Source organism: Roseicitreum antarcticum (genome assembly GCF_014681765.1).
GTDB classification, from domain to species: Bacteria; Pseudomonadota; Alphaproteobacteria; order Rhodobacterales; family Rhodobacteraceae; genus Roseicitreum; species Roseicitreum antarcticum.
Genome location: NZ_CP061498.1, coordinates 320,644 through 346,861 on the forward strand (window position 1 = coordinate 320,644; position 26,218 = coordinate 346,861).

The 26,218-nt window shown below is 62.8% G+C and carries 23 protein-coding genes and 2 tRNA genes; 10 read left to right on the top strand and 15 right to left on the bottom strand.

What is annotated here, in order from left to right; all coding sequences use genetic code 11:
* Nucleotides 1–166: 166 nt before the first annotated feature.
* From H9529_RS01490 to H9529_RS01535, 10 genes are all read right to left on the bottom strand, one after another.
* Complete coding sequence (locus H9529_RS01490; protein ID WP_218132098.1) at nt 167–652, bottom strand: Lrp/AsnC family transcriptional regulator; 486 nt, start codon at nt 650–652, stop codon at nt 167–169.
* 2 nt (nt 653–654) lie between these two features.
* Nucleotides 655–1,092, bottom strand: a complete 438-nt coding sequence (dtd, locus tag H9529_RS01495; RefSeq protein ID WP_092885865.1) for a D-aminoacyl-tRNA deacylase — start codon at nt 1,090–1,092, stop codon at nt 655–657.
* A 1-nt stretch (nt 1,093) separates the two neighbouring features.
* Nucleotides 1,094–2,014, bottom strand: a complete 921-nt coding sequence (locus H9529_RS01500; RefSeq protein ID WP_092885867.1) for a carbohydrate kinase family protein — start codon at nt 2,012–2,014, stop codon at nt 1,094–1,096.
* Between the two features lie 87 nt (nt 2,015–2,101).
* Nucleotides 2,102–3,181, bottom strand: coding sequence for a primosomal protein N' (replication factor Y) - superfamily II helicase (locus H9529_RS01505; RefSeq protein ID WP_397544891.1), 1,080 nt, complete (start codon nt 3,179–3,181; stop codon nt 2,102–2,104).
* 488 nt (nt 3,182–3,669) lie between these two features.
* On the bottom strand, nt 3,670–4,797 hold the full coding sequence (locus tag H9529_RS01510) for an SPFH domain-containing protein (protein ID WP_092885871.1): 1,128 nt from the start codon (nt 4,795–4,797) through the stop codon (nt 3,670–3,672).
* Nucleotides 4,794–5,444, bottom strand: a complete 651-nt coding sequence (locus H9529_RS01515; RefSeq protein WP_143033460.1) for a hypothetical protein — start codon at nt 5,442–5,444, stop codon at nt 4,794–4,796. Before H9529_RS01515 ends, H9529_RS01510 begins: the two co-directional genes overlap by 4 nt.
* Nucleotides 5,445–5,447: 3 nt before the next feature.
* Nucleotides 5,448–6,422: a DUF2927 domain-containing protein gene (locus tag H9529_RS01520; protein ID WP_092886286.1), complete on the bottom strand. Its 975-nt coding sequence runs from the start codon at nt 6,420–6,422 to the stop codon at nt 5,448–5,450.
* Nucleotides 6,423–6,477: 55 nt separating this feature from the next.
* Entirely contained in the window at nt 6,478–7,659 is a 1,182-nt protein-coding gene (locus H9529_RS01525) for a toxic anion resistance protein (protein ID WP_092885873.1), read from the bottom strand.
* Nucleotides 7,660–7,850: 191 nt separating this feature from the next.
* Nucleotides 7,851–8,738, bottom strand: a complete 888-nt coding sequence (locus H9529_RS01530; protein WP_092885875.1) for a 5-bromo-4-chloroindolyl phosphate hydrolysis family protein — start codon at nt 8,736–8,738, stop codon at nt 7,851–7,853.
* A 503-nt stretch (nt 8,739–9,241) separates the two neighbouring features.
* Entirely contained in the window at nt 9,242–10,522 is a 1,281-nt protein-coding gene (locus H9529_RS01535; RefSeq protein ID WP_092885877.1) for a pseudouridine synthase, read from the bottom strand.
* A gap of 80 nt (nt 10,523–10,602) precedes the next feature.
* On the opposite strand from H9529_RS01535, the gene H9529_RS01540 reads away from it, so the two are divergent.
* A complete protein-coding gene (locus tag H9529_RS01540; protein WP_092885879.1) occupies nt 10,603–11,061 on the top strand; it encodes a nucleoside deaminase in 459 nt (152 codons plus the stop codon).
* A gap of 190 nt (nt 11,062–11,251) precedes the next feature.
* Entirely contained in the window at nt 11,252–11,926 is a 675-nt protein-coding gene (locus tag H9529_RS01545; RefSeq protein ID WP_092885881.1) for a ceramidase domain-containing protein, read from the top strand.
* 12 nt (nt 11,927–11,938) lie between these two features.
* Here the strand turns inward: H9529_RS01545 and H9529_RS01550 are convergent, their stop codons facing one another.
* The 3 genes from H9529_RS01550 to H9529_RS01560 all read right to left on the bottom strand — a co-directional run bounded on the left by H9529_RS01550 (nt 11,939) and on the right by H9529_RS01560 (nt 13,837).
* A complete protein-coding gene (locus tag H9529_RS01550; protein WP_092885883.1) occupies nt 11,939–13,003 on the bottom strand; it encodes a hypothetical protein in 1,065 nt (354 codons plus the stop codon).
* Between the two features lie 60 nt (nt 13,004–13,063).
* A complete protein-coding gene (locus H9529_RS01555) occupies nt 13,064–13,723 on the bottom strand; it encodes a DUF1638 domain-containing protein (protein WP_092885885.1) in 660 nt (219 codons plus the stop codon).
* 37 nt (nt 13,724–13,760) lie between these two features.
* A tRNA-Ile gene (locus tag H9529_RS01560) sits at nt 13,761–13,837 on the bottom strand.
* A gap of 222 nt (nt 13,838–14,059) precedes the next feature.
* Between H9529_RS01560 and purM the strand changes: the two genes are divergently transcribed.
* The 5 genes from purM (at nt 14,060) to H9529_RS01585 (ending at nt 17,525) form a co-directional block, all read left to right on the top strand.
* Nucleotides 14,060–15,124, top strand: a complete 1,065-nt coding sequence (gene purM / locus H9529_RS01565) for a phosphoribosylformylglycinamidine cyclo-ligase (RefSeq protein WP_092885887.1) — start codon at nt 14,060–14,062, stop codon at nt 15,122–15,124.
* The gene (gene purN, locus H9529_RS01570; protein WP_092885889.1) at nt 15,121–15,714 is read left to right on the top strand and encodes a phosphoribosylglycinamide formyltransferase; all 594 of its coding nucleotides are present in this window, start codon (nt 15,121–15,123) and stop codon (nt 15,712–15,714) included. Before purM ends, purN begins: the two co-directional genes overlap by 4 nt.
* 473 nt (nt 15,715–16,187) lie before the next feature.
* Nucleotides 16,188–16,277 (top strand) — tRNA-Ser (locus H9529_RS01575).
* A 79-nt stretch (nt 16,278–16,356) separates the two neighbouring features.
* Nucleotides 16,357–17,181, top strand: a complete 825-nt coding sequence (locus tag H9529_RS01580) for a substrate-binding domain-containing protein (protein WP_092885891.1) — start codon at nt 16,357–16,359, stop codon at nt 17,179–17,181.
* Between the two features lie 35 nt (nt 17,182–17,216).
* Entirely contained in the window at nt 17,217–17,525 is a 309-nt protein-coding gene (locus H9529_RS01585) for a Dabb family protein (RefSeq protein WP_092885893.1), read from the top strand.
* 272 nt (nt 17,526–17,797) lie between these two features.
* On the opposite strand, the gene H9529_RS01590 is transcribed toward H9529_RS01585, so the two are convergent.
* Both H9529_RS01590 and H9529_RS01595 read right to left on the bottom strand, forming a co-directional pair.
* The gene (locus H9529_RS01590) at nt 17,798–18,199 is read right to left on the bottom strand and encodes a hypothetical protein (RefSeq protein ID WP_223814261.1); all 402 of its coding nucleotides are present in this window, start codon (nt 18,197–18,199) and stop codon (nt 17,798–17,800) included.
* Between the two features lie 3 nt (nt 18,200–18,202).
* On the bottom strand, nt 18,203–19,693 hold the full coding sequence (locus H9529_RS01595; protein ID WP_092886288.1) for a fused MFS/spermidine synthase: 1,491 nt from the start codon (nt 19,691–19,693) through the stop codon (nt 18,203–18,205).
* Between the two features lie 512 nt (nt 19,694–20,205).
* Between H9529_RS01595 and H9529_RS01600 the strand changes: the two genes are divergently transcribed.
* The 3 genes from H9529_RS01600 (at nt 20,206) to H9529_RS01610 (ending at nt 25,989) form a co-directional block, all read left to right on the top strand.
* Entirely contained in the window at nt 20,206–21,876 is a 1,671-nt protein-coding gene (locus tag H9529_RS01600; RefSeq protein ID WP_176846876.1) for an AAA family ATPase, read from the top strand.
* Between the two features lie 673 nt (nt 21,877–22,549).
* On the top strand, nt 22,550–24,397 hold the full coding sequence (locus H9529_RS01605; protein WP_223814343.1) for a TniQ family protein: 1,848 nt from the start codon (nt 22,550–22,552) through the stop codon (nt 24,395–24,397).
* 377 nt (nt 24,398–24,774) lie between these two features.
* On the top strand, nt 24,775–25,989 hold the full coding sequence (locus H9529_RS01610) for a tyrosine-type recombinase/integrase (RefSeq protein WP_092885899.1): 1,215 nt from the start codon (nt 24,775–24,777) through the stop codon (nt 25,987–25,989).
* Nucleotides 25,990–26,218: the final 229 nt, after the last annotated feature.

A 26,218-nucleotide genomic window follows, 5' to 3' on the forward strand; every position in this document is an offset into this window, starting at 1 on the left:
AGCCTAACAAGCCTGTGCCAGAGGGTTTGCCTGTTCCGGGTTGCGGGACGCAGAGGATTCCTCTTTTCCCTTGGCGCTTTGCAGAGGGAACGCCGCCTTTTGGGGGCGGGGAACTGAGGCCGGTTTGTCTTGCGCGGCTGGCCTGCGCGTGTTTCGGGCCAGAGCCCTATCCGCCCTGATCGCCCAGCAACATATCCAGTGGCAGCGCGCCGGGGGATTTCACCGGCTTGGTCACGATATGTGTGTAATAGCGCGCCAGCCCGATGCGTGCGTCCAGCAGCGTGTCGATCAGGCGCTGATAGCTGTCGATGTCGCGGGTGACGATCTGCATCAGGTAGTCAAGCCCGCCTCCCAACGCCCAGACCCCGGTGATTTCGGGATAGCGTTGCACCGCCACTTCGAACGCCTGCATCAGGCCCGCGCGGTGATGCTCCATCTCCACCGTAACGAAGACCGTCACATGCGGCCCCAACGCCCGATAGCTGACGCGCGCCCCGTAGCTTTCGATGACGCCCGCCTTTTCCAGCCGCTGCAGCCGGTCCCAACAGGGTGTCGGTGACAGGTTGATGCGCCGCGCAAGGTCGGTCTTGGAGATCCGACCCTCGGACTGGAGGATCTTCAAGATTTCTATGTCGCGCCCGTCCAGCCGCAGCATCACACCTCCAGCCATAGGGTTACGGGGCCGTCGTTGACCAGCGACACGGCCATATCGGCACCAAAAACCCCGGTGGCCACGGATACGCCAAGGCCGCGCAATGTGTCGCCGCAGCGGTCTACCAGCAGCGCGCCTGCGTCGGGCGGGGCGGCGGCGGAAAAGCCGGGGCGGTTGCCGCGCGACGTGTCAGCGGCGAGTGTGAACTGGCTGACCAGCAGCACCGCCCCCGCGGTTTGCAGCAGCGACAGGTTCATCTTGCCTGCCTCGTCGCGGAAAATGCGCAGACGGGCGATCTTTGCGGCCATCTGATCCGCCTGTGCCTGTGTGTCACCCGCCATGGCGCAGATCAGGACCATGGCGCCAGGGCCGATCTCGCCCACCACCGCGCCTTTGACCGTGACCGAGGCTTGCGTGACCCGCTGTACCAAGGCGCGCATGTTAAAGTTCTGCCCGGCGCGGCGGGTTGGCCCCGGCGCGCGAGACGGTCAGCGCCGCCGCTTGCCCGCCAAGACCAAGTGCGGCGCGCAGGGTGTCGGCAGTGACACTGGCTACCGCAGCCTTTGTCAGTTGGTCCGCGTCATGCAGCGCGGCCAGAAACCCCGCGTTGAACGTATCGCCCGCGCCCACGGTATCTACCACGGTGACGCGGCGGGCAGGTACATGCACCGTGTCGCGCGCGGTGAAGGCACGTGCGCCCTCGGCCCCTTCGGTGATGATGACCACCTTGGGGCCAAGGTCCAGCACGGCGGCGGCCAGGGTGGGAATCTCGCCCGCGCCCGTCAGCCAGATCAGATCCTCGTCTGACAGTTTCACGATGTCGCATTGCGCCAGCATCGCGTTCAGGCGGGCACGGTAGCGCGCTGCATCGGTGATGAAACCGGGGCGGATGTTGGGGTCGATCATGGTCACGCGGCTGGTATGTTCCCGGTCCAGAAGGGCGGCGAAGGCCTGCGCGCAGGGCTCACCCACCAGCGAGATGCCCCCGAAGAACAGCGCGCTGACATCATCGGGCAGGGCGGGCAGGTCCTGCGGTGTCAGCATCCGCATCGCGGTGTTTTCATCATAGAAAGCATAGCGCGCCTGCCCGTCGGTCAACGTTACGAACGCCAGCGTCGTGGGGCGGTCCGACCGGACTGCCAGCGCACTGTCCACCCCCGATGCGGCAAGGCTGTCGGTCAGGATCTGGCCGAAAAGATCGGTGGAGATGCCGCTGAAGAACCCCGCAGGTACGTCCAGCCGTCCCAGTGCGATGGCTGTGTTGAACACCGCGCCGCCGGGATAGGGGGCGAAGGCAGGCTCTCCAGCCGCCGTCTCGCGCGGCAACATGTCGATCAGCGCTTCACCACAGCATAAGATCATCGTCAATTCCTTTGGTTGTGTGCAATCTTTGGTTATTGCGCCGGGACGGCGGGGGCAAGCGCGCGATGTCGGGTCCCGTGGTCTGGGTCAGGCAAATTCTGCCAGGTAGAAACCGCCTGCCAGCAAGATCAGCGCTGCGATGACCGCCAGCGCGATTTTCCACGCCGACCAAGGCCGCTCCCCCTGCACCCGCCCCGATTGCGCATTGACCACGAAGCGGTAGCTTTTGTCGCGGTAACGGTAGGCGGCGACCCAGATCGGCAGCAGCAGGTGCTTGAACCGCTCATCCGCATAAGTGGTGCGCACCGAGGTGACGCGTTGTTCGTCGCCGCCGATATCGCGGCGCGCGTCCTCGGTGATGACCTCGGCCATGCGCTCCTTTGCCAGTGCAAAGCCGTCGGGCAGGTCGACGGTATAGCCTTCGGCCCGGAAGCCCGAGAGGTATTGCGGGTTGTAAAGCTCCAGCTCTGACAGGGTCCAGGGTTCCAGCTTGCGCACATAGCGGCGCGGCAGGCTGGTCGAGGCCATGATGAGCAGGTCCATGAACCGTCGCGCCACCCGCCCCGAGGTGGAGGTCCAGCGCGTGCGGCGTTCCTGGCGGGTGCCACCTTTGCCGTCGGACACACTGACATAATAATAGGTGCCACGCGCGCCCTGATAGTCGGATGTCGTGTCGGCATCGAAGGCCCAGTACGGGACATAAAGGCCGTCCAGTCGCCGGTCGTTGCGCGCATATTGTGCCAGCCCGTTGGGCGCGAACCACAGCCGTTTGAGCCATTGGTTCATCTTCTCATGCGCGTCGCGTTCTGTCAGGCGGAACGGGATCACCGCTTGCGGCTTGATATGCCGGTGGGTGCCGGTATCGGCCACCACGGGGGTGGCGCAGAAGGGGCACTGACTGGCGTGTTCCTTCTCGTCGAACGTGACTTGCGCGCCGCAGTTGGGGCAGGCGGTAACGCGGGTCTCTTCGATCTGGTCAGCGGGCAGTATCTCGGCCACGGCGGCGTGGTAGTCCAGCGTTTCCAGCACGGTGGCGCGGTCTTCATCGGTCAGGCCAGGAATGTCCTGAGCATGGCCGCAATATTCGCAGGTCAGCCGGTCCTGTCCCGGCGCAAAACGCAGCGCGGCGCCGCATTGCGCGCAGGGAAAGCGATGTTCGGTCTGGATCAGGGGCATGGGGGTGTCTCTTTGGCGGTAGCGGGCGGATCTGGCGCGCGGGTGTCGCGCCCGGGCAGGTTACAGTTTTTCGCTTTGGCGCCAAAGGCAAAATGCCAAGCTGCTGACAGTTTGGGGCCTGACAGTTTCAGGATCGGTGTTTGGGCGCTGGGGGCTCGGATGTGAGGCAGCCTCGCTGTCGGCCGTTGGAAAACGTTACAGGGGCAGGGTGCGCACAGAGCCGAGCAACCGGCGCGGCAACAGGGCGGGGTTACGGACGCCTTTCCCGCGCGTCTTGCCGCAAGGCCGAATACCACAACAACGCCGGGCGGTTGGCGCTGCTATCCACAGCGCAACACCGCAGTCGTAAGCCTGCGTCCGACCCGCAATGTGATCAGATCTGACCGCTGGCGGCGTCGCGGCTGCTGGAGTTCCCTTTAAGGTGCGCCGAACCGACAAGACCCTATCGGCCTGAGGCCATGGGGCACGGGCACCCCCGATCAGACGGGTGGTGGTGGTGGCGGGGCGACGGTGAACAATTGCGCGAGCTCGGAAATATCCCCGGCGGCGATCCAGCCATCCTGACCAGGTGTCCAGACAAGCGTGGCACGGGTGAAGCTGCCTTCGATGATCATCTGGCCAAGGTTGGCGCGGGCGAAAGGGCCCTTGGTCTGCCCGTTCTCGGCGATGTGCCAGACCTTTTCGGCGGGTGGCGGCGGCGGCGGCGGTGGGGTGCCGGTGGCCGCGCCCGCCGTATTCGCGCCCATCGCATTTGCCATCGTCTGCGCCATGCCCATGCCGACGCCCATCCCCAGACCCGCGCCCATGCCGGCGCCCATGCCACCATCACCACCTTCGCCGGCAGCGTTCTGCATCGCCTGCGCGGCAGAGAACTGGGTGTATTTGTTCAGATCTCCGACGATCCCCATGGATGTCCGCTGATCCAGCACCTTTTCCACTGCGGCGGGCAGCGAGATATTTTCGATGTAGAGTTCCGGCATCGACAGGCCGTACTCGGTCAAAGTGGGTTCAATCGCGCGGCCGATGACCTCGCCCAGATCTTTCGTGTTCGCCGCCATGTCCAGTGCCGGAATGCCGCTGGCCGCCAGCACACGGCTGGCTTTCTGCACGACGATATTGCGGATCTGACCTGCGATTTCATCCTCGGTGAATTCCCCGTCAGTGCCCACAATCTCGGTCATGAAGCGCGCGGGCTCCGTCACCCGGATGGTGTATGAGCCGAATGCCCGAAGTCGGACGGGCCCGAATTCCGGGTCACGCAGCATGATGGGGTTCTGTGTGCCCCATTTAAGGCCGGGGAAACGCCGGGTGTTGACGAAATAAATCTCAGATTTGAAGGGCGACTGAAACAGGTGGTCCCAGTGTTGCAGCGCCGTCATCACAGGCATGTTGTCTGTTTCCAGCATGTAAAGGCCGGGGCCGAACACATCGGCCATCTGCCCTTCGTGCACGAATACCGCCGCCTGACCTTCGCGCACCGTCAGCTTCGCGCCATAGTTGATCGCATTTCCGTAGCGCTCAAAGCGGTAGACCATGGTGTCGCGGGTGTCGTCGGTCCATTCGATGACATCAATGAATTGACCTTTTAGGAAGCTGAAAACCATTATGCGTGCCTTCGGTTATTTCTTTGCAGGTTTAGAGACGGCGCCGCCGCCTTTTGGTGGGGGCGGCTCGGTGGCCGCGCCGGAGGATTGCCGCGCGAGCCAGCACCCGATACGCAAACCTCCCGACCGAGCGGACCGTGACCTTCTATGAGAATCTTGCGCTGCATCAGCACCCTCCTGCACGCATTCGATCGACCGCCGCATGGCCCATGAAATCTGCGCGTACCGCCTTGGGGTTCAGCCAGACGCCATTTGCCATTGCGCACAGCATATAAGGTTTCCCGATGGATGTCGCTACGATCCGCATCGGTAACGGGCAGCGAATTTGTGTCAAGATACCTGAAAATCATCCCATCTTCTTGAAATACCGAAGCAATATAGCCTGGATCAGATTTCTTCTGAAGGGTGAAATCGCAGGCGCGGGCTTCGGGGTGTGTGCCCGGCATTGCCCGCTTGCGCAGCACGGTGGCCTTGGCAACAATCCAGCCTGACAACATGGGTGCGCCCAGCCCGGTCGCTTCCTGCACGATTTCTGAAGGGCCGGGACGGTGCCTGGCCGCAAGGCGCGACCACAAGGAGCGGAATATATACCGACTGAGCAGATAGCGAACGAGAAATTCAAAGGTTTCGGGTTGCCGCAGGTTCTGCATCCCTCAGCTCTCGCCGCCGATCAGTTCGCGCGCCAACTGGCCAACGATGGGCCGTGCCTCTGGCTCGCGCATCCCAGGCGTCAGGCGGGCGGAGTAGAGGATTTGCAGCAGCATTTCATCATGCGTGGTCAGCCGCCCGAATTCCTTGCCGTCGTTGAAGATCGACGGACGCGCCTGCGGGCTATCGTTAGGCAGGCCCATGCCCTGCGCCAGTTCTTCATGGTAGCAAGCAACGCGCGTCAGATCTGGATGCTCGGCACGGATCACGGCGACCGCGTCGGTGTAGACATCTGCGCTACCGCGCGAAAACGCCAGTACCATGCAGAACGTGTCGCGCGGCATGCCGGTGATCAGCCCGACGCTGGTATCGGGGATGCCGGGCAGCAGACGACGCAGTTCGGGCCCGATGGCAAGGCGTTCAGTCTCGGATAGCGTCAGGACGTGGAAGTTCGCCGTCTCCGCGCGCCCCTCAGGCAAGAGGCTGACCGAATGGCCGGTAAGATCCGACAGGCGCGCGGCATAGGCGGCGACCTGTGCGCGATCAGCGCTCTGATCCTCAGTGGGAACTGACGCGCCGAACGCAAGGTTCATGCGCACCGGGGTTTGCCAGCGGCGCAGCGTGCTGGGTGTGGGCCGCGCGATCACGCGGTTGCCGGTAAAGACATATTCGTCGAACAGTGCGATCTTTATGAAATTTTCGGTCAGAATCGCCGCTGTGAACGGCGTATCGGGGCCGCCGCCATCGGTGCGCAACAGGCCCGCAGCGACGCGACGCGCCTCGATGCGCGCATATTCGGCGCGCAGCGGCGATTGCGCCGCAGCCCCGGGGTTGGGCTGTGGCAGCGGCGAGGTGGTGGGCGGTGGCGTGGGCCGGGGGTCGGTGTCCGGTCCGTCGGCCAGCGGCAGGCCGCAGGCGCTCAGGAAGGCCAGCGTCGCCAACAGGCGCGCGAAGGCCCCCCGCTTCAGGGGCAATCGCATCACGCGATACTGCACCGCACTGGGCGGGTTGATATGACTGCGCCCCATGCCGGTGTCAGCCAGGGGTCTTTTCGACGTCGACTGCCGGGCGGGTTGCCCGTGCCGCAGCTAGCGAATCGCGCAGCTCTGTCTCCATCTTGGTCAGTTCGACCTCGGCCTCAGCGCGTTTGGCGCGGCCCGCATCGGCGATTTCCAGGCTGTCCTGGATCGTGGCGATCAGCGTGTCATTGGCGCGTTTGACGGCCTCGATGTCGAATACGCCGCGTTCGATCTCTTCGCGCACGGTCCGGTTCGCCTCGCGCAGGTTGTCGGCATTCGCGGTCAGTAGGTCGTTGGTCAGGTCATTGGCCGCGCGCACCGCTTCAGCCGCCTCGCGCGAGCGCTGGATGGTCAGTGCCTGCGCCAGCTGGGTTTCCCACAACGGCACGGTGTTCACCAAGGTTGAGTTGATCTTGGTGACCAACGACTTGTCGTTTTCCTGCACCAGTCGGATGGAGGGCAGCGACTGCATCGTCACCTGCCGCGTCAGCTTCAGGTCATGCACCCGGCGTTCCAGATCGTCGCGCGCCGCGCGCAGGTCGCGCAATTCCTGCGCCATGATGACCTGATCGCCCTCGGGCGCATCAGCAAGCGCTTTTTCACGCGCGGGGATAAGCGCGCTATCGATGTCCTTCAGCTTTTCTTCGCCCGCCGCGATGTAGAGGGCAAGCTCATCATAAAACGCCAGCGTCTTGTCATACAGAATGTCCAGCGATTTCACATCTTTCAGCAGCGTCGTCTCATGACCCAGCAGAGTTTCGGTGATCTTGTCGATCTGGTCCTGCACGTTTTCATATTTCGCTAGGAAGCTGGCCATGGGCGCGGCCTTGCCGGTCAGGCGTTCCCACCAGCTGCGCTTGCGCCGTACGTCCAGCTCGCTGACCGAAAAACCGCGGATCGTTGTTACCATTTCCCGCAGGCTATCGCCCGCAGGGCCCAGATCCTTGTTTTTAACATCTTGCAGCATCGATTGTGAAATCTGTTGCAGTTCCAGTTGCGCGCGTGCGCCAAAACCGATGACCGATCCGGTGTTCGTCAGGTCGACCTCTTCCATCCGGCGGCGAATTTCGGACGCAACTGGCCCATCGGCTGCGTCCAGCGCCACCACACCGCTGGACGGGATCGCAAGGGGGCGGCTGACGGTCTGTTCAACATCGGCAGTGATTTCGGTCGCTTTGAGGCGGATGGTGTCAGACATATCGGGTTCCTGTCGTGATCTGGGGCGCGCGCGCCAAGGCTCGGGCCGGTGTGCGGTAGGAAGATGCAGGGCGGTGACGCGGCGGCGAATGCGGTTGGGTGCAATAGGCGGTTGGTGCCAAAATGGGGGCAGGCGGAAAGATCAGCAAGGGTTAACGGCCTGGAGTGTCGGTTTTCATGCGGGCCAATGCGTCATAGCTCATCGGGGCGCAGCCCCTCGCGTTGCAGACGTTCGCGCAGCACCTCCATTTCGATATCCAGCGCCTGCCGGTCATCGGTCAGCAGCGTCTGGCGTCGATGGTTGAAATTCGCCTCCAGATCATCCAGCAGCGCCACATAATCTGCGCGCGCGTCCGTGTCGCGGGTCCGGGCATAAAGGTCGGCGAATTTCAGCGTCGCATCCCGCGCACCCACAAGGTAGACGCCCAGGTACCGCCGGGCACCGGACAGGCGGCGCGGGTCATCTTCGATCGCGCGGAACAATTGCCGCACATTGCTACTGAATGCTTCGATCCGCGCGACAAGCGCGCGATCCTTTGCGCGGCGGATGGCATCGGCCATGTCGGTCAGGTGGTTCTCGGCCTCTTCCACCGCGCGCGTCACGCGGTCGTTCTGGAACTGATCCACCCCTTCCATGCCCTTGTCGCGCAGCGGGTCGGGGCCGAAGGCGATGCCGTGCAGCACCGCGCCGATCACCGCAAAAATCGCCGCGCTGACCAGTGAGCCTGAGGCCAGCGCTGCCACCCCCAGCCCCGCGCCCGTCAGTACCGCGCCAAAGATCTTACGCGGGATGGCGGGGCGGCGGGCGATCTGCCGGTCGTCATAAGCCGCGTGGGCGATCACGCCGTCGCGCGTCAGCCAAGCCGCCAGCATCAGCACCCCGAAAGCCGAGAGGTTCAGCGCCAGCCCCATTGTATCCGAGAAGAAGCCACGCAGCACGAACGCCAGCGGGACGATGAACAGGAAGTTTACCCGCGCGCCTACCGGATGCAACCGTTTGGCGGGCAGCGGCGCGGCTTTGCCCCTGCTGTCGGCACCTGCGGCCCCGGGGCTGTGTTTGCCGCCATAACGTTTAGCCATGGCCTATCCTCCGGTCACGGCAAGGTACAACATCACAGCCACCAGCAGCAGGTAGGATGTCTTCTGCAATCCGGTTCCTGACATATTACCTCATCTGGTTGTGCGTGGACGCGTTTCTTCTACAGGGCAAACGCGCATTCTCCAAGTCCACAAGTCCACAAGTCCACAAGTCACCCGGCGCGCGCAATCCTGCAGCAAGATGCGCCCCATGGCGGCCTGCGCTTTTGGATACATGCCTGAGGCTCGTGCCGATTAGAAACGCGCGCTGAAGGGGACGGTTCCCTGGCCATGCCCTTGCATTGGGGATTCTGCTGCGCGGTGGTGCCCCTGCGGCCCGGACCATCTGTGCGCGCCGACTTCTGGCTCTCTATTACGTACCTGAGCCGGGCGCGTCGCCCCGCGGAGTCCCGAGACCTGACTTCAGGGCGTTGCCATGCGTCGATGGCATCGTGTTTGCCCTCCGCAAAATCCCTTTGTTGCACAGCAGAAGGCGCCAGTCGCCGCTATCCGCGTGTCGGGCGTGGCCGGGGACGGGCGGGGCGTTTGGGTCCCAGTGTCGCATCGGCCGGTCCGGCGCCTACGCGGGGTGGGCGTGCCGTGCCCTTGCCCGCTGTGCCCTTGCCGGTCACGCCTCTGTCTGTTGCGCTTTCATGCCCCGTCCCTTGGCCTCGGTTGCCCTTGCCTGGCTTTCCCTTGCCGGGCGCGGGGCCCGTCGCCGCCCTCTGGGGGGCTGTCGATGCAGCGCCCGGTCTGCTGCCTTTGGCACCGCCGACTTTTGACATCGCACCTTTCGCCGCACCAGCTTTTGGGCCCGGGCCGGGCTTCGCGCCGGCGCGGCCCGCAGGTCGGCGGTGGGCGGCGGTGTCGGTTTCGCCCAGCAGGTTCAGCCCTTCCAGGTCGGCGCCTTCGCCCAACTGGTCGCGCAGCACGCGCGATTTCACCTCTTCCACAGCACCCACGGCCAGCGGACCCAGTTGGAACGGGCCATAGCTGATGCGGATCAGCCGATTGACCACCATGCCCACATGTTCCATCGCGCGGCGCACCTCGCGGTTGCGGCCTTCGCGGATGCCGATGGTCAGCCAGGCATTCGCGCCTTGCTGGCGGTCTATCGCCACCACCATGGGCTGAAAACGCTCACCCTCGACCACGATGCCTTCGCGTAGCGGTGCTAGGTCGGCATCGACCGGCCGCCCGTTGACCCGCACCCGGTATTTGCGCAGCCAGCCTGTCGAGGGCAATTCTAGCCGCCGCTTCAGCCCGCCATCGTTGGTGAGCAGCAACAATCCTTCCGAGTTGATGTCCAGTCGGCCAACCGACATGACGCGCGGCATATCAGGGGGGAGGGTCTCGAACACTGTCTCGCGGCCCTTTTCGTCGCGCTCCGAGGTCACGAGGCCTGTGGGTTTGTGATAGAGCCACAACCGAGCAGGTTCAGGCGGGGCCAGCGGCTGGCCGTCCACCAGAATCTTGTCGCGCGCAGTAACGTTAAGGGCGGGGCTGTCGATGCGCAGCCCATTGACCGTGATGCGTCCTTCTTCGACCATCCGCTCAGCCTCGCGGCGCGAGGCGACGCCCGCGCGCGCCAGCACCTTGGCGATGCGGTCGCCTGCCGGGTTTGTGGTGCCGCCGGATTTGGGCGCACCCGCATCCGGACCCTTGGCTCCCGTCCTGACACCTGCCTGCTTCCCGGGCGCGGGCTTGGCCCCGGGCGCGCTTGCAGGAGCGGCCCGCTGGGGGCTGCGGGAGGGCTTTGGGGCGGGGGGGCGTTTATCGTTGCTCATGCTTCCTGCCATAGCCGCAATTGGGGCGGCGCGAAAGCCTCTTGCCGCAGGATCGCGCGCAGTGCATCAGGGTTGTCAGCATGACCCCTTTCATTAGTCATATGGCGGCCGCTTTGGCCGAGGCCCGCGCCGCCGGTAACTTGGGTGAAGTCCCGGTGGGCGCTGTTATCGTGGACGAGGGGGGGCGGATCGTCGCGCGGGCTGGCAACCGCACCCGCACCATGAACGACCCTACCGCCCATGCCGAGGTGCTGGCGATCCGGGCCGCTTGCGCCGCCGTTGCGTCCGAGCGTTTGCCGGGCCACAGCCTTTATGTCACGCTGGAGCCTTGTGCGATGTGCGCTACTGCGATCAGCCACGCACGCATCGCGCGGCTGTATTACGGCGCGTCAGACCCGAAATCCGGTGGTGTCGCATGCGGCGCGCGGGTCTACGCCCATCCGCAATGCCACCACGTGCCCGAGGTCTATGACGGCATCGCCGCGACCGAGGCCGAGGCGCTGCTGCGCGAGTTCTTCGCCCGGCTACGGTTGGGGTGAGCCGACCCTCTGGGGCATGAACGTCAAGACCGAGGGCGCTGATCTCGATGCGTTGCAATGCTCGGGCTTGCATGGCCCTGCGATACCGTCCGGCGCCTGATGCTGCGCTGGTCGCCGTCTTAATACTGGCTGCGTTGTTCTGATGGTCAGGGCACGCAACCAAGCACAATGACGTGGGGGTGAAAACGGCATGTGGCAACAACAGGTGATCGCCTATTGCGAGCGGACGGACCTGTCCTATTGGTCCGAGCCGATGAACGCCATTACCAATTCAGCCTTCTTGATCGCCGCAGCCGTGGTCTGGCCCATCGTGCGCGCGGTGCAGGGCCGGGGGCGCGGGCTGGCGCATGCGCTGGTGATTGTGCTGGCGGTGATCGGGATCGGTTCGTTTCTGTGGCACACCCACGCCACCCGCTGGTCCGGGCTTGCCGATGTGCTGCCGATCATGGTTTTCATCCTGATCTACATTTTCGCCGCCACGCGCGATTTGCTGCGCCTTGGCCCGGTCTGGGCGGGGGGCGGGGTGCTGGCGTTCTTTCCGTATGCCGCCGCCGTGGTGTGGCTGGCCGGGCAAGGGGCTTTGGTCTTGGGACTACCGGCGCCAGGGGCGAATGGCGCGTATTTCAGCGTCGTGGTGCTGGTTGCCATGTACGGGTTGGTGATGCTGCGGGCCCCGCATTCGGCAACCGGACGGGGGTTACTGATCGGGGCCGCAATCCTGACTGTGTCCTTGGGGTTCCGCATCGCCGATGACGGGGTGTGCGCCAGTTTCGCGCTGGGCACACATTTCCTGTGGCATGTGCTCAACGGGTTTATGCTTGGCTGGATGATCCGGCTCTATTGTCTGCACCTTCGGCGAGTGTGACAGGCTCCGCGCTCAGCGCGCCCAGAGGCCGGCACGCGACAGCTTCGCCTGCGCTTCGGCCATTGGTGTCTCTGGCCCGTCGCGGTCAAAAAGCGCGCGGGCGTGCGCGCCATGGCCTTGGTAAAGCATGCGGTTGAACGGTGGGTGCTGGCACAGAACCCGTTGCAGATCAGGCCGCGCGGCAAGGGTCTCCAGCACGCCCACCGTCAGGTCGCTGGCCTGCGCATAAAGCATCGGCAGCGCACGGTAATGACAGGTGGTGGCGCCATCCATATGCCCCCCCGGTACCAGATCACGCGCGCCGCCCATCGCCTGAATGACCAGCGGTAGTACGATCTGGTCAAGCCAGGGCTTCAGCGGCTGGCATGCCAGCGCAGGCAGTGCTGCGCGTGCCACCTCGATCGCGTAGTCCCGCATCCGCGCGCCAAATAGCTGCGGGCAGGGGCCATAGAACCAGCCCGCGTTGAAATAGGCATAGCGGCGCCAGAATTCGGGCGGGTAGCTGTGGTTCAGGCTGCTGGCGTAGTCCAGCGCGAAATGGTCATAAAGCGCGCGCCACACATCCTCATACCCCGGGCCATAAAGGCTGATGAGCGGCCATGTCGGGGCGACGCGGGACGAGGCTGAGGGGCGCGCGAAATCGAACCCTACCGCCGTCAGATCGCCGGTGATCAACGTGTCGGTATCAAGGAACAGGAACGGTTCGGCGGCGGGCAGGTGCAGCAGCGCCTCGATCTTGTTGCCGTTGGGGTAGCTGTCGCCGAAATGGCGGTTGTGCAGGGGGATGAACTGCGCGCCGAAGGCGCCCAGCATCTGGCGGATACGCCAGTGGTCCATGCGCGGATCCTCGGACCAGAGGGGCCCTGGCTGCGGCTCGGCGATAAACAGCCGCACGACGTCATTGCCGGCGAAATGGCGCAACGAGGCGGCGAGCAACAACGCCTCATATTGAAGCCGCCCCCTCTGGGCGACAATCAGCAGGTTGAAGCCGCCCGCAGCCCCGCGCGATTCGTCATGCGCATCCGCGTCTGACGCAGTCGTCAGGTGTCCGGGTTCTAAGGGCAAGGGATCTGACACGCGCGGTCCTTGAATGGTTTTGGCCACGCTAGCGCGAAGCCATCTGCCCGGAAAGGGGGATCAGTCCGGTGGCGGCAGGGCAGCCAGCGCGCCCGCCAGATCGCCGTAGCCAGTGAAGCGGCGCTGATACCGCAGCCCCAGCCGCGCCGCGCAGTCGCGCGCCTTCACGTCCAGTGCGGGGTCATCGGTCTGCGCCTGATAGATCAGCGTCTCATAGTTGCCGAACATCATTGCGATCAGTTCGGGGTGGCGGTCGAAGCCCATAGGTTTCCAGACGAAGGCATCGAATTGCCGCACAAGAAAATCGGTCAGGTAGAAGGCGGTGAACTCATTTTCCGCGCGGGCGGTGAAATCATCGACGCCCTGAAAGAAGGCGTAGCAATGCGGGCCGCGCACCATCTCGACCCCCAGTGCATCGCAACGCGCCTGCAACAGCCCGCCAGTGCCGCAATCGGCATAGACCACGAAAACCTGCGCGTAGCGCGGTTTTGCGTCGCGCACGGCAGCTTCCACCGCGTCGGGGATCCGGTCAGGCCACAGGTGCAGATTGGCGGGCAGGCAGTGCAGATCCAGATGGTCCCAGCCGTTCGCGGCCTTCAGCGCCAAGATCTCATGCGCTAGCGCTCCGCATGCGACAAGCAAAATCTGGCCGCCCCGTTGCTCTGAAAGGGCCCGGTCCGTCAAGGTTGAGTCGCTGATCGGCGTGTCATCCGGGTTCATGGCTGCCCCCGACAGTTTCAGATACGGAAAGGAAAGGTGGTAGGCCCGGCAGGACTTGAACCCGCAACCAAAGCGTTATGAGCGCTCTGCTCTAACCAATTGAGCTACAGGCCCGTATTGTGAACTGGTTGCTATCAGATTGCGAGGGCGCGTCAAGCCTGCGGGTGATGCTGCGGCGCGCGCCCCACCTCCGTGCCAAAAAACCGCGCCTTTGGGCGTGGATCAGTTGCCGAAGGCGCGGCAATGGGCTATCGCCGCGTGCAATATCGCCCTCCCCCCGGTGCTGCGTCTGCCACCGCAGCTTTCGGACTGACCTCAGACACAAGGACAGCTGCAATGACCGACCGACCAGATGGAGCCAAAGGGCACAATGGCCTGAGCTATGCCGATGCGGGCGTCGACATCGACGCGGGCAACGCGCTGATCGACCGGATCAAACCAGCGGCGAAGGCCACGCAACGGCCAGGCACCATGTCGGGGCTGGGGGGCTTTGGCGCGCTGTTTGACCTGAAGGCGGCGGGCTACGACGACCCGATCCTTGTAGCTGCCACCGACGGGGTTGGCACCAAGCTGCGCATCGCCATCAATACCAATGAGGTGGATACCATCGGCATCGACCTTGTGGCGATGTGCGTCAACGATCTGGTGTGTCAGGGGGCAGAGCCTCTGTTCTTCCTCGATTATTTCGCTACCGGTAAGCTGGATTTGGATCAGGCAACACGCATCATCAACGGTATCGCCGCAGGCTGCGCGGCCTCGGGGTGTGCGCTGATTGGCGGCGAGACGGCGGAAATGCCCGGCATGTACCACGCGGGCGATTTCGATCTCGCGGGCTTTGCCGTGGGCGCGATGGAGCGGGGCCACGACCTGCCTGCCGGGGTAGGGGCGGGCGATGTGCTGCTGGGTCTGCGGTCCAACGGCGTACACTCCAACGGCTATTCATTGGTGCGCAAGGTGGTCGACGTCTCGGGGCTGGGGTGGGACGCACCCGCGCCGTTTGCCGATAACACGCTGGGTGCGGCGCTGCTGGCACCCACGCGGCTTTATGTGAAGCCCGCCCTTTCGGCGGTGCGCGCGGGCGGGGTGCATGCGTTGGCGCATATCACCGGTGGCGGGCTGACCGAGAACCTGCCACGCGTGCTGCCCGACGATCTGGGCGCTGAGATTGATCTGACCGCCTGGACCCTGCCGCCGGTGTTTTGCTGGCTGCGCGATCAGGGCGGACTGGCGCAGGCCGAGATGCTGAAGACCTTCAACGCGGGCATCGGCATGGTGCTGGTGGTGGCGGCCGACCGGGCTGATGCCCTGACCGAATTGCTGGAAAATGCAGGCGAAGGGGTGCACAGGCTTGGCATTGTGACCCCTGGGGTGGGCGTGCGCTACAGCGGCACGCTTGCATGACATTGCGGGTTGCGATCCTGATCTCGGGCGGGGGGTCGAACATGATGGCGCTGGCTGACAGCATGACCGGTGACCATCCCGCGCGGCCCTGTCTGGTGCTGTCGAACGACCCTGACGCGGGCGGGCTGACGCGCGCGCAGGCGATGGGCATTCCGGTGGCGGCGGTGGATCACCGCCCTTTTGGCCGCGACCGTGCCGCGTTTGAGGCCTTGATGCAGACACATCTGACCGACGCCGGGGCCGACATTATCGCGCTGGCGGGTTTCATGCGCGTGCTGACGCCCAATTTCGTTGCGCGCCATGCCGGGCGGATGCTGAACATCCACCCGTCGCTTTTGCCGAAGTACAAGGGGTTGAACACCCATGCCCGGGCAATCGAAGCCGGGGATCATGAGGCCGGGTGCAGCGTGCATGAGGTGACGCCGGAACTCGATGACGGTCCGATCTTGGGCCAGGCCCGCGTGCCGGTGCTGCCCGGCGACAGCGCGGAGACCCTCGCTGCCCGCGTGCTGCCTATGGAACACACGCTTTATCCTCTGGTCTTGCGCCGCTTCGCGCAAGGCGACCGCAGCCCGGTGTTGCTGCCGTGAGCCGCTGTCCGTTGGGGTGTTGATACGGGGCCTGTGCTTGCGCGCCCGAGGCACGCCCATGCTGTCGGGGCGTCGCAGTTCTGGGACCCCGGACTGCGGGCGAACCTGCGAGCCCCGGGTCAGAGAGTCCCATACCCATAACCCAGCACTGCGACGCTAGGACCGCGATCTTATGACTAAGCACTCGACGTAGGCGCCGATTCTAGAGTCCCAACCTCACAAGTGCGCCTGACGGGGCCGCTCCCGGTTTGGGCGGTATTGTCCTGATGTGTCGCCAGGGCGCAGGTTGGCCGCATCACTACAGATGCGGTCGCGCCGGCTCTCGGCGGCAGCCCCGTTCACCGGACGTGACGCGCCAACAGCACCCGGCACGCCGGCCGTCCTGTCCCCCAAACCAGAAGTCGCTACCCCGCATGCATATTTTTCGCGCTTCCCCCTTGCCCATCGGGTGAAGCGTCTTTAAACGGACAGGCGGAGATGTGGCCGAGTGGTCGAAGGCGCTCCCCTGCTAAGGGAGTAGGCCCGGAAGGGTCTCGTGGGTTCGAATCCCATCGTCTCCGCCATTACCTACTGATACTAATGCGTTTTTAGGTCCGATGGGATTTACACTCATCGGGCCCCGTGTAGGAAAAGCGCTGGGATATGGTGCTGGCTTCTTGGGTGAATATGGGTCTTCGGCTTGAGGCCAAGGCCCACCCCCTGAAACCACGTGTCGCCTGCGGGGCTGAGGGGTTTGCGACCGTGGTGGCCAACTCTGATGAGGATGCAACGCTGCAACATCAGGTTATCATCTCGATGCTGGAGCATGGGGTGTCGGCCATCCTGATCTCGCCCAGCTACGGCGATACCAAGACAACCTTTGACGCCATTCGCCGCTCGCACACGCCCACGCTGCAAGTGCTGCGCACGGGCGACCGGCGGATCGAAGATTTTCCGTTCTATTCGATCGATTACACATCGGGCAGCATGTTGGCCGTGGACCACCTGCTCTCACAGGGTCTTCGTGACATTGCCTTTGTCGGGGGGGTAGAGGGCCGCCAGATCACGATGGAGAGGATGAGCGGCTATCTGGCGGGAATGAAGCGTGCGGGGCTGGAGGCCCCAACTTTTTTTGGGCGAAACACCCGCGAATTTGGCCGCGACATTGGGCTCGAGATCGTGAAGACCCATCCGCACATCAAGGCTGCAATCTGCTTCAATGACATGGTCGCGCTGGGGATGATGTCAGCAATGGCCCGATCGGACATCAAGGTCGGTCAGGACTTTTTCCTGATTGGCTTCGATGACATCCGCGAAAGTGCGCTCTTCTATCCGACGCTCAGTTCCGTGCACTGCGATATCGAAGGTTTCGGCCAGCGCAGCGCTCATTTATTGCTCTCTTGGCTGGCGTCGGGCGAACAGCCAGACGATCCTGGACGAGCGGGAGTCCATCTTGAAATCCGTCAGTCCAGCACCGTGCCTATTTAGGCGCTGATACTGCAATCCTTTGGAAGGTGATCATAATGTTGAAGCACTGCGTCTTTGTGAACTTCAAACCCGGAATTCCCCAAGATGACCGCCTTGCGGTTCTGGCTGGCTTCAAGGCAGTGGCCGACGACGTAGAGGGATTAGTCGATTACGCCTATGGACCAAACTTGGACTTTGAAAACAAATCGGCGGCATATGGCGAGGGGTTTATCGTGACCTTCACTGATCGCGCCGCGCATCTGCAATACGAAGCGCATCCAACCCACGTCCGCCTTGGCAAGCAACTGGTGAGCATGTGTCAGGGCGGCTACGACGGGATTATCGTTTTTGACCTAGAGTGTTGAATGGTGTATTGGGTGGCGATTGATAGGGCAGGTGGCTCGTGTCCAGTATCGGGGTGTTTTGGCAATGCTATCGCGCTGCCGGGAGACCCAGCGACTAAGGTCTGAGAGCAGATCAATATGGGTGCAAGCATCTTCGCACCGCCCGCTACAGGCAGCCTTTGACAGTTTTCAGACGGCCTATGCAAGCGCCGTGAAAGGTGCGCTTTAGCGTGAGGTCGACTTCTGTCAGAATAAACTGGCTTGAGATGGTCGCAAGGCAATCGCAGTTGGCCTCACGTTTGGGCGAAACGGTTGAGAACGCTGCGAAGGAAGTCGGTATCCCAGCCCGCGCGCTTCAGTTTGATCGAGAGTGAGCTCTTGGAGGTGTCGCGGCGAATAACGTCGAGGGCGCGGCGGCGTAGGAAGGCGATATGGCCGGGACCGTTATCCTTGCGGTTGCGCGCTGCGTCTTCGCGGTACGAGACGGCAAGCTGCCAGTGCAGAGCATTTTCGATTGCCCAGTGGGCGCGGACAGTTTCCAGCAGAACCTCTGGCGTCGACACCCAGGGCAGCGCGAAGAAGCGGGTTTCGGAGGTGAGGCGCCCATCGATCTCTCGGGTTCTTTCTGTCGTTTCACTGAATACCGCAGCAGGCCACGCTTTGCTTCTACGGCATGCTATCAAACCCGTTTCCAAGTTCTAGCGATGGCCGACCCACCCCCGGTCGTCGGTGAAGGCGCGGCCCGGTGCGAGCTGGGCAGCCTCATACCCGCTTGGCAGCGCATCTAGCGGGGCGAGCGGCTCTAAAGAGGCCGCCAACACGATGTTCGCGCGTCCGCTCTGGCTGACCCGACCCTCAGCTAATTCGACATACGGGTAGAGATCGACAAGGATAGCGTGGATCCCGCGCGCAAGGGGGCCATTTGGCGTATCGATCAGGTTCACGTAGACCGGACCATCGACGATTGTCCTGAGGTGTTCATAGGTCTCGCGCGTGGCCAGGTGGGCCGGGACCGACCCGGAAGAAAACGCGTCCATGACGACCGCGTCGAAGCGGCGATCCGTCTGATTAAGAAAAACCCGTCCGTCTGCGTGGATGATGCCCAGCCGTCCTTCGCCCTCGGTGTCGCCGGCACTGTCGAGGCCCGCGTCATAGCCTGTCTGTTCTATCATCGCGCCAGCCCAAGGCATGTGTTCCCGCACCACATCCGTGATCAGGGGGTCGATTTCGACTGCGACGGCTTGGGCCGAAGGCCGCTCTGTCAGCAACATGGTGAGCAGCGTGTAACCTCCGCCGCCGATGAACAACACCGAAGGTGCAGGCCCCAAATCGCGATCCATCCGGGCCCAGAGCCATTGCGTATATGGCAAAACCAGCCCTTGGGACATCTCGCCTTGTCCTTCTTTCTGGATGCTCCGCTCGGCTGCCTGCTGGGTGCGGTCGGAATAGAGCTGAACCGCGCTGCCCTGGCGCACGACATCTATGCAAGAAAGACCTGACTCATAGCGGCATACCGAACGTCCGGCCACGCTGGCCACCACAACGAGCGCCGCTGCGCCAATCAAGACCTTAGATCCGGACTCGGTTGAGCGGCCCTTGCCGCCGCTGCCGTGTGTTTTTTCCCGCACCAACGGGATACAGAGGAGCGCCGCGGCCCCGCACCCGGCAAAGGTTGCAGCCGAACCGAAGAGAGGCAGGGCAACGAAGCCTGCAAGGATCGCGCCGACGATCGCGCCGAGTGACCCCGCCGACAGCACGAGCCCGAGCGACGATCCCTCGCGTCCCGGTCGAGCCTCTACGGCCATTCTGGCGAGGAACGGCGAAGGCAGGGTGACGAGTACCGAGGCCGGAAAGAACGCAACGAAGACTGCCAGCAGCATCCCCGCCGTTTCCCGCGCGCCCAATGCGTAGATCAGCCCAAGCGCGGTAGGCGACAGCGCCATCAGGACCGCCGTTGCGATCAGTGCTGCGCGCACGGTGGCAATCGCCCCGCGGCGCTCCCTTTCGGCCACGAGCCCACCCAAGGCACTGCCAAGCGAGAAACCGGCCAGGATGGTCGCGATGACAGCGGTCCAGGTCAGCAACGAGGTGCCGAAGAAAGGCGCAAGTACGCGACCCGCTGCGATCTCGTAAGTCAGCCCGACGGCGGAAAGAACGAGGATCAGGCTGATCGTGGTCCAGAACCGCATATACCCTCCATGGCGTTCGTGTGGCAGCACGCGTTCTGCCTGACATGAATTTTTGGTCAATGCCACGCCGAAAGGAAAGGTTTGATCCTGCAAGCGCAAGGCCGCCCCATGCGCGTTCTTGCTTCAGATCATGCAGGCCAGTGCAGGCAGGCTGTGGTGGTGGCATCGTCTGGAAGCAAGATTTTAAGTAATATCAGAAGCATAGGTTGGGGTACCTTTAAAGCGCCAGCCTTCTTGCGTTTTACACCAACGGCAAATCAACACTCACGCAACTGCCAAGAATTATTCGTGGATCCTCTCGGTGGCGGCAACACCGCGTCTCGCGCTGCACGATGATGTGGCCGAGACGCTGCAATTCCCGCATGTTGTCCAGATCACGGCCTCGCAAAACGCCGCCACCGATGGGCCGAGCTTCTCGGCCTCTCGCTCATCCCCAGGGCAGCCTTCATGTCTGCCCGATCAGCATGCGTAAGGGGAGCTATCGCACGGTGGACGCCGAGCAGGTTGAGTACTTGGCAGACGGCACTGACCCGATCTTGTTTGCAGTTGGCCTAGATGATGATGATCTACCCGAAGTCGTGCAGCAATTTCCGTACCAAGAACTGCGGCTCGAGTTTATTGATCGTGACATCCTGATCTGTGTGGCAGCGTTGAAGTACCCCGACCTGGATCGAACAGCAATCGATGCGCTGTATGATGAGTTGCCGTCTGTGCAGGACCTTGCGCTTCTTTCTGTTGCGGCAATCGCTTTGTGTTTTCGAACCCACAAGATCGAGGATGCCCTTCAGGCTCTGCGTCGGCGCGTTGAAGCCGCGCTGGTCGTCGACGAGGAAGAAAAACCTCCTGCGCTGTCCGTGGTCCCACTGGAAGAGATGGTCGGACTGGGCGCCGCAAAGCAGGCCGCTTTGGACATCGTTTCGGCCCTCCAAGACTGGAAGTCCAGCGCCATTGATTGGTCCGATGTTCCCAGAGGCCTTCTACTTGTTGGTCCCCCGGGGACGGGCAAAACTGAACTCGCCGGAGCTATTGCGGGGTCGTCTGGGATTCACCTGGTTGCGACGAGCTATAATGATTGGCAGCAGGCGGGTAGTCTGTCCCACTTTCTGACAGCCATGAAAAACAGTTTTGATGAAGCAACGCGGCTGAGCCCCGCCATTATTTTTATTGATGAGCTGGACGCTTTCTTTTCGCGTCTGGAGTTTACTGGCACCGGCCGCAACGACTCATATGATGTCAAAGCGATCACGGCCTTGTTGGAGAAACTGGATGGTATGGCAGGCCGGGAGGGCGTCGTCGCCATGGGGGCTTGCAACAGCGTCGAGCAGCTTGATCCTGCAATCCGCCGATCCGGTCGCTTCGATGCCATATTGAGGATCCCGATGCCGTCATTGCCCGATCTTGAACAGATCCTCGGGCAGCATCTCGGTACCAAAGCGGGCGGCATCGATTTGAGAGCCTGCGCTGCGGCCGCCTTGGCCAAGACAGGTGCGGACTGTGCAGCTGCGGTTCGCGCGGCAAACGTTGTCGCCCGTCGGGAGCGGCGCGCGGTAAGAACCGAAGATCTGCTGGAAGTGCTCGAGGGGGATCCTCCGAACTACACGCCTGAGGACTTGTTTCGACTTGCGGTTCACGAATGTGGTCACGCCATCGTTGGAACCGCCTTGGGCACCTACGCGGTCGGATTCGTCAGGATCGGAGCCAAAGGTGGGATCTGCAATATGACAAAACAAGACGAACTGATTACGCGAGGCGTGCTGCAACGTGCGATGATGGTTCATTTGTCCGGACGAGCTGCAGAACTGTTGATCTTCAATGAAGCGGCAGCAGGTTCGGGTGGAGGTAGCGAGAGTGACATTGCCCGGGCAACGGGCGCAGCGATCGATATGATCGCCTCACTGGGGTTGGGAGACAGCGGACCGGTCTGGTTCGGGGGGCTCGGGAGCAACAGGGCGTTCGAAAAAGCGATGAATGGGCATCTTCCCGAAATCGTGGACCTGCTGAAAGATGCCGGCCACGCCGCTACTCAGGTCCTGGAAATAAACCGCAACATTCTGATCGCGATGGCAGAAGATCTGGTCGGAAGGCGCGTGCTGTACAGCGACGACCTGCGCAGACACCTCTCCAATGTTTCGTTTCCCGGCGTTGAGGACAAATGGGCGAAACCGAAACATCGCCTTCAGTAATCCGACGGCGTTCCAAAAGCTTTGCCCGGATACCGACTCACGAAAGCCGAAATAGCGCGAAAGGAGCCGACCAAAATGAACGATAGCAAACTGATGAGGCTGATCAACCGGCCGCCAGCTCGCTCTGTATGTCACGCTGCTGGTGAATATCCTGGGGCAAACAGGTCAACAATAGCATGGCTGGTCCATCGCAAGCTTTCGCAACCAGCCGTGCCCGCCAGGATAGATGTTATCCGGCCGACCAAGGTGTCCAGGTGTTACGCGTACTTTTGGGCGGGAATTCGGGCTTCTTGCCCGACTGAATTGTTTTCAACCGGACCGGTGCTGCAGTGACAGGCCCGGAGCACGAAGCACCTCATGGGCCTGGCGCTGGTTTGGCTGTGCGGTTAACCCTGCACGGCCCTCACACGGTTCTGCGAAAGATATTGAGAGCCCTGCGAGTACGAATTGATCCGGGCCTGGACGCTCATGGACCATGTGTTGTCATCCCTGATGTAACGCCGACAGAGATGGCAACCATCGCGCAGATCATGGTATAGCTTCATGATCACTTGCTGCACCCACCATAGTGCCCCCGATAAGCACTGCGCAGGACCTCACCTTGCGCCCGACTGACTTCCGCGCAGGTGACGCTCGGTAGAAATGCAAAACAGAGACGGAGCGTCCCCGTTTGGTGGAAAAGTTGCAATTGGTGGTCCAGCCTTCTGAGCGGGAAACACTGCCCTCATTTTTCTCGCGCATGGCCGCGATCAATGGCTCCGATGCCACCGGATTTGCTTTGGATATCGGGGTCAGCTTGAAGCGGATCTTGAGCCTGGAGGAGTTCGCGGTTGGCACTTTCGCTGATCGATCCGGCTTGGCACCCGCCCAACTGGCAACCATGCTGTCATGGACTGGCGAGCGTGTCGGGGACGTGCGAATGAAGTATCGAGGAGAAGTATTTGTCTCGCGCGCTGTACGCAATCCCGTCGTCCGTGGCTGTCCCCATTGCCTACGCGCGGTGGCGGGGGACCAGACATCTCCGCTGCGGCACCTGGCCATGGCGGGGGACTGGCTGTGTCGCGGTGTGGATGTGTGCCTGCGGCATCGCCATCCGCTGGTGCCTCTTTGGGAACGCCCGCGACCTATTGATCGCGATGACGTTGGCGCCAGGCTGACGGAAATACTTCCAGCCCTTCTGGCCGGCCGATTTGACCGTGACCTGATCGAGTCATCCGCCTATGACCGCTGGCTTGATCGGCGTCTCTCGCAGGGAGAGGACGATACCTGGCTCGGAACTCAACCCCTGTTTGTGGCCATGACGTTCTGTGCGCTGCTCGGAACGGAACTTCTTCGCGTTCAGGAACGTGAAGCTGAGGACAGGACTGCGAAGGCCTTGGGCTTTGATGTCCTATCGAGAGGGCCTGAAGCCATTGTTGGTGCGCTCGATCTCCTCACGCTGGCGGGTGATGGGGGCCACTTTGTCACGAAAGGTGCATTGGGAACTATATTTGGGGCTCTTGACCATCTCTATCGCAACGACGACAGCTTCGATGGTTTCCGCGATATCGTGCGACGCCATGTCCTGAGTATCTGGCCTGTTGCTGGGGGGGATGAGATTCTCGGGCAAGTTGTGTCCGAACGTCGGCTTCATTCTCTTGTCTCTGCCAGTACGGAAACTGGAATCGGCAAGACCGTGCTCAATGACTTCCTGACAGAGGCCGGAGCGTTTGCGCCTGACGACGCGCGTGCTGATCTTCGCAAGACCTTCGACGCAAAGGCGTACCAATTCCTGCTGGACGAGATACCGACACTGGTCGGCCCCATCGCGATGCGAAAGGCGATCGGGGCGACACGGGCCGAACTGATGTCGTTGGCGGCGGACCGCATTCTGGTGCCCAGGACTAAAGTGGCTACGATCAAGTCTCCCTGGCGGGTGTCAGATGGGGTGTCTTTGCTCAAGGAGTTGGAGCGCGAGGCCATTGCGCTGGATGCGGACGCGCCCGGGTGGGAAACAATCCAACATGTCCACAAGCGATTGGGCGTTTCCGTAGGGGAAGTGATCGCCGCGATCCGGGACGGCGGTCTCAGTGTCGGCAAGCGCGCCGAAGTATTCGGATATCATGCTTTCGTCGTGCAGTCTGCCAAGGTTGATCAGTTGACTGTATCCCGATCTCGTAAGGAAAGCATGGTGGCGATGGAGGGCGAGTTGAACGCGGCTGCTTTCGCCCGGTCTGTCGGCATACGGAAGAAGGGGGCGTTTCTGGCGTTGATCGAAGGTGGCCATACACCTGCGACGAAGGTGTTGCACCCGGTGACGAAGCGCCCACAGTGGCGGATGAACGACGCCGACATCGCCGCCTTTCATGAGAAATTCACCACACCGACCGTGATTGGCGAAGAGACCGGGCATCACCGGAACACGATTCTGGCGGCATTGTCGGTCGGGGGGATCCGGCCATTCCGGCCGAACGACGTGGACGCCGGACCTGTCTATCTTCGAGATGAAGTAGCAGGCATCCTGGGCGCTCTGAAAAGCTGACACTCGTCGGCTGGTCGCCCTTGGGGCCAGAACGGAGTAAAAACCGATAACTATCAACGGCTTGTCCGAATTTACGCCTCACATGACACTTTCCCATTGACAGGGGGTGTGCATGAAAACAGGCAAAAGGTGCAAGGTTATGGTGCATTGGCACCCGTGGCAGGTCATGGTGATCCCGGGAGGACTCGAACCCCCAACATCCTGATTAGAAGTCGGTAAACTGTATCCCTTTCCAACCCTCGCGTCCACCCTAAACAGTAGCGTTTGCAGGGACTTGGAGCTATACTAGCCCTGAGCTGCCCGCTTCCACCCGATCCCCTCCCGGTTCGTAAACGGTTCGCAGGCAGACCGCCAGACGGTTCGGAAAGGGACAAGGGATGCCAGAGAAATTGACAGAAGCGCGGGTGAAGGCCCTCGCATACGATGGAAAGCCTGCCGCTGTGCGGGACGCGAAGGTGGCAGGATTGCTTGTCGCCGTGAACAAGACCGGGAAGTCATACAAGATTCAGCGCGACCTCTGGCAGGGCCAGCGCGGGCGAAAGGTTTTGGTCAAGACCGTCCGCCATACCCTCGGGGGCACTGAGGAGATGACGTTGGACGACGCCCGCAGCCGGGCGGCGGTCCTGCTGGACCAGATCAAGCGCGGAATCGACCCCAACGCCCCGCTGCCTGACCCGTCCTCCGACGCGGGTGGCTGGACCGTCCGCCGGATGTTCGAGGAGTATGGGGCCGACATGCGCGCCCGGGACTGTGTCGAGCGGTCCATTGTAGACATGATGGACCGGCTGGACCGCTACCTGCCCAAGTGGGGCACACTGCCCGTGACCGCGATAAAGCGCAGCCAAGCCCGTGAGGAGCACCGGCGCATCACCGTGGATCACGGCGCGACCACGGCCAACAAGGCCATGCGCGACTTCCGCGCGGCCTACAACTTCGCCCTCAAGGTGGTGGACGACCCGGACGCCCTGCCGGGCAATCCGGTGCAGGCGGTCACGTTCAACAAGGAGCGGGCAAGCAACCGGGTGCTGATGCCCGACGACCTTGCCGACTGGTGGCGGAGAGTGCAGGCGCTGCCTAACCCGCTGCGCCGCGACATGCACCTCCTCGGGCTGCTGTCGGGCCTGCGCCCCGGCACCCTTGTCGGCATCCGGCGTGATTGGGTGCGGCTGGACGCCCCGGCGGTGTCGATCCCCCGGATGAAGTCGGGCCGCTCCTTCGACCTGCCCCTGTCGGGCCGGATGGTCGAGGTTGTGAGCCATGCCCTCACGGCGGGCGACGTGCTGTTCCCCGGCAGCCCGTGGCTGTTCCCGTCGCGGTCCACCAAGACGGGCGAGGTGATCGCAACGCAGGTATGGAAGGAGAAAGCCCTGCCCAGCGAGACGGGGCACATCCTGCGCCACACCTACCGCACCGTTGCCCAGCGCGCGGGGATTGACCGGGTGAACGCCCGCCTTCTGCTTGACCACACCGTGCCGGGGATAGATGGCGTCTACATCCACGAGCGGGCGCTGTTCGACACGCTGCTTGCGGAGCAGGAGCGCATGACGGCGGCGCTCTTCGCCCTGCTTGAGCCCTCCACAACAACGGATTGAGGGCTGGTTAGGGCGATTCAGGGTTTCCCAACGCGGGCCGGAGCGGGTAAGATCGGGACCATGAGACTACCCTGAAACAGGGAACGCCGGGGAAGTGTCCCGGAGTTGGGAACCGCGTCGGCCCACCGGGAAGTGCCGCGCGCGGGGAGCGCCCCATGCGGGGGGCGCGGGGCAACCCGGTGGGTGCGAAGGCACCGCTGCCCTGTCACTGAACCCGACTGCTTTCGCA